Raw genomic sequence first — 3,442 nt, 5'->3', positions numbered from 1 at the left:
TAGACTACCCTGTATTAACAGCTGGTCCTGCAACTGTTTTGGACGGAAAATTACCTTCGCGTCTTTTCTATCCTGGAACAGAACAATCTCTTAACGGAGCAAGTTACCAAGCAGCTGTTGCAGATCAAGGAAAAGATTTGTTGACAACCAAATTATGGTTTGATGCGAAATAAATTTTGCAAATAATATTCCGTAGGAATATCTGGTTGGTAGAAAAAAAAATGATCGTTATGTGTAGTGTCCTGTAAGGATACCTGTTTTGCGGAAACCACATATTTAACGTTTAATCAAACATTCCTACGGAACGTAAATTGATAATCCGAATTTAAATTCTACCAACGAAACATTCCTACGGAATGAGTTTTTTTGAGTAAAAGAGCCCTGTATTAATTTTTGATACAGGGCTTTTTTATTATTCCATTCGCTGTTTCTGTCTTTCGTGGTTTGATTCTTCTTCAGAATTTCCGCGTTTCCAATATGAAACCGCATTTCATCTCGATGTATTTCAATATGATTCAGGTTCATTTTTTAGATTGAATTGTATTCAAAGGTAAAGGAATTAGAAAAAGTTGTTCGTTATTTTACAATTTTTGCCTTATTTGAATAATTTCCTTTGTAAAAAAATATATAAACCATGAAAACAAAAATTATTTTAAGCACACTCTTGATGCTTACTTTTTGGTGTAATGCCCAAACGACAGATTCAGCTTTAAAAGAAGTACAAAAAATTATTGAAGCGAGTAACAAAACGTTCTCCGATTTTACCAATAAGAATGACGGTTCTATTGTTGCTAGATATACAGATGATGCTTGTTTGTTTCCACCAAATGGAGAACCAAAATGCGGAGCAAAGCAAATTGATTCCTTTTTTAGAGGCGGACCTCAAGTGCATGTTATATTCACAATTCAGCATCTTTATGGAGATCCAAAAATAGCTGTTACAGAAGAAAGTTTTTATCAAATGACCGATATGAATGGCAAAAAACTAGATGACGGAAAAGTAATCGTAATCTGGAAGAAAACCAAAGACGGATGGAAAATGCATCGTGATATGTTTAGCAGCAATCATCCTGCAAAACAAGGTTAAAAACCAATGTTGACAGCCTGCTGTAAATCAGTATCGTTTTTAAGTAGCGAATTTCTGGATGCAGATGGCGTAATGCCAGTAAACTTCTTAAATTCTTTTATAAAATGAGCTTGGTCATAATAGCCATTATCGTAAGCTATAGTAGTTAATGATTCTGTCGTATTGAGCACCAAATCCAAGCTTTTATTAAATCGAATTACCGAAGTAAAAGCAGCTGGACTAATACCAATATTAGCAAGATAAAGTTTTTGGATATACCTTTCTGATAATCCTGAATTTCTGGCAATGAAAGGTAAATCCAATTGCTGGTGATTTCGAAATAACTCTTGACTCAAATGCTGTACTATGGAAACCTTTTTTAATCGGGTTTCATTTTTCTTTAATTTTTGAAGAAAATACGTTTCTAAAACATTGATTTTAGACAAAAGATCATCAGTTTCCATAATCTTATCATACAAATCTCTATTCTCTCCTAGAGCTACATCGTACATATCGGTGGCATAATTCGTAAATTCTGATAGCGGATCAGAAAAAAATAATGCACTGGCATGCGGATATATTCTTGCAATGAGTACCGAAGTGCCTTTTGCTACAGAAAGACGCGTTGGAAGCGTTAGATGCCCCAATAATTCTATGGCAGGAGTATCTTTCTGTTTGCCGTTGATAATGGTTGCGGCAAATCCTCCAGAAATATTTATAATCAAATCGACATAACCGCTTGGATAAAATACTTCATTGTCGAGATCTTTTTCAATTGTAACAACAGTATAGTTCTTTATAAACGGCGCTAAACTGGCGGACGGTAAAATCTGCATATCGTTTTTTGTTGTAATTTAGGAAGTAAATTAACTGATTCTTAGCAAGTTCTAAATTAGCAATAAAATCCAATATAAATGAGTTAAAGTTGTAGAGATGTTGTTATAAATTTCTATAATTTAGAAATAAGTATCAGAGGGAATTCAAGCAATTAAAAAAGCGAATCAATATGCAGACAATATTAGGAGCCAATGGACAGATTGGAGAAGAATTGGCAAGAGAACTGAAAAGAAATTATACTTCAGATATACGAATTGTAAGCCGTAAAGCGCAAAAAGTAAATGATACAGATATGGTTTTTTCGGCAGATTTGACTATTAAAGAAAAAGCTATAGAAGCTGTAAAAGGAAGTGAAATAGCCTATTTTACTTTAGGACTTCCGATGGATACTGATTTATGGGAAAAGCAATTTCTATTGATAATGAGAAATGTTATTGAAGCCTGTAAAATCAATAAAGTCAAATTGGTGTTTTTTGATAATACTTACATGTATCCGCAAGATAGTAGGGTACTTACAGAAGAAACTGCTTTTGAACCCATTGGAAGAAAAGGTGAAATTAGAAAAGAAATGGCTGAAATGGTTCTAAACGAAATAAAATCGGGTAAATTAGAAGCAGTAATCTGTCGTGCGCCCGAATTTTATGGTCCTGCAAAAACGCAAAGTATTACAAATACTTTAATTTTTAATGCGATTAAGGAAAATAAAAAGCTAAAAGTGCCTTTAAGCGATACAAAAAAAAGAAGTCTAATTTGGACACCAGACGCAAGTCGTGCCACAGCTTTAATAGGGAACACTCCAAATGCTTTTAATGAGACTTGGCATTTGCCTGTAGACGAAAGCCATCTTAACTATAAAGAATTCATTGCGTTGGCTTCTAAAATTTATGGCAAAGAATTAAAGTATAAAGTTATTCCGAAGTTTGTATTTTCAATAGGAGCGCTTTTTAGTAAAAGAGCAAAAGAATTGCAGGAATTGCTTCCAAGATACGAACACGCCAATGTTTTTGATGATTCAAAATTTAGAAAACGTTTTCCAGATTTCGTTGCAACAAGCTATAGAAACGGAATTGAAGAAATAAAAAAAGAGCAATTGTCGAAATAAAATTACATTTGTTTGACATATGAAGGAATTATGAAAGAACAGCTTACCGAAATCATAAAACAGGTTTATAACAAAAAGAATAGAAATCTTTTCACATTTTTGACTGGCGCAGGAATTTCTGCTGAAAGCGGTATTCCGACTTATAGAGGTATAGATGGAATTTGGGTAAAAGGGACAAAGTTTCATAAACCAGAAGAATTTGGAACGTTTGCTTATTTTAAAGAAAATCCAGAAGAGGTTTGGCAATATTCATTGTTTAGAAAGAAAATGTTTGAAAGTGCTCAGACAAACAATAGTCATCACGAAATAGCCGCAATTGAAAAACTTTTACAGGATAGGTTTCACTTGATTACTCAAAATATAGACAATCTTCATAGACGTTCTGGTGTAGAAAGGATATTTGAAATACATGGCAATAACAGAGAAATTAAATGCTC

4 protein-coding genes are annotated in these 3,442 nt (G+C 33.3%); 3 read left to right on the top strand and 1 reads right to left on the bottom strand.

What is annotated here, in order from left to right; genetic code table 11:
- The first annotated feature begins 634 nt into the window (after nt 1–634).
- Nucleotides 635–1,087 carry a YybH family protein gene (locus B3J44_RS06895; protein ID WP_286967311.1) on the top strand — a complete coding sequence of 151 codons (453 nt, stop codon included), beginning with the start codon at nt 635–637 and terminating at the stop codon, nt 1,085–1,087.
- Here B3J44_RS06895 and B3J44_RS06890 read toward each other — a convergent pair.
- Nucleotides 1,084–1,902, bottom strand: coding sequence for a helix-turn-helix transcriptional regulator (locus B3J44_RS06890; RefSeq protein ID WP_286967308.1), 819 nt, complete (start codon nt 1,900–1,902; stop codon nt 1,084–1,086). The two genes, B3J44_RS06895 and B3J44_RS06890, sit on opposite strands and share 4 nt — an antisense overlap.
- Before the next feature lie 170 nt (nt 1,903–2,072).
- On the opposite strand from B3J44_RS06890, the gene B3J44_RS06885 reads away from it, so the two are divergent.
- Nucleotides 2,073–3,005 (top strand): NAD-dependent epimerase/dehydratase family protein, encoded by a 933-nt coding sequence (locus tag B3J44_RS06885; RefSeq protein WP_286967300.1) that lies wholly within the window; start codon nt 2,073–2,075, stop codon nt 3,003–3,005.
- 12 nt (nt 3,006–3,017) lie between these two features.
- Nucleotides 3,018–3,442: SIR2 family NAD-dependent protein deacylase (locus B3J44_RS06880; protein ID WP_286967295.1), on the top strand; the 425-nt coding region annotated here is incomplete at its 3' end.

Source organism: Flavobacterium sp. UBA4854 (genome assembly GCF_002399805.1).
GTDB lineage: Bacteria > Bacteroidota > Bacteroidia > Flavobacteriales > Flavobacteriaceae > Flavobacterium > Flavobacterium ginsengisoli.
This window is presented reverse-complemented; position numbering and strand designations above follow the sequence as displayed.

Excerpts from the sequence above, each read along its gene's own strand:
- B3J44_RS06885 (WP_286967300.1), top strand. The coding sequence starts at position 2,073 with ATGCAGACAATATTAGGAGCCAATGGACAGATTGGAGAAGAATTGGCA.
- B3J44_RS06895 (WP_286967311.1), top strand. The coding sequence starts at position 635 with ATGAAAACAAAAATTATTTTAAGCACACTCTTGATGCTTACTTTTTGG.
- B3J44_RS06890 (WP_286967308.1), bottom strand. The coding sequence starts at position 1,902 with ATGCAGATTTTACCGTCCGCCAGTTTAGCGCCGTTTATAAAGAACTAT.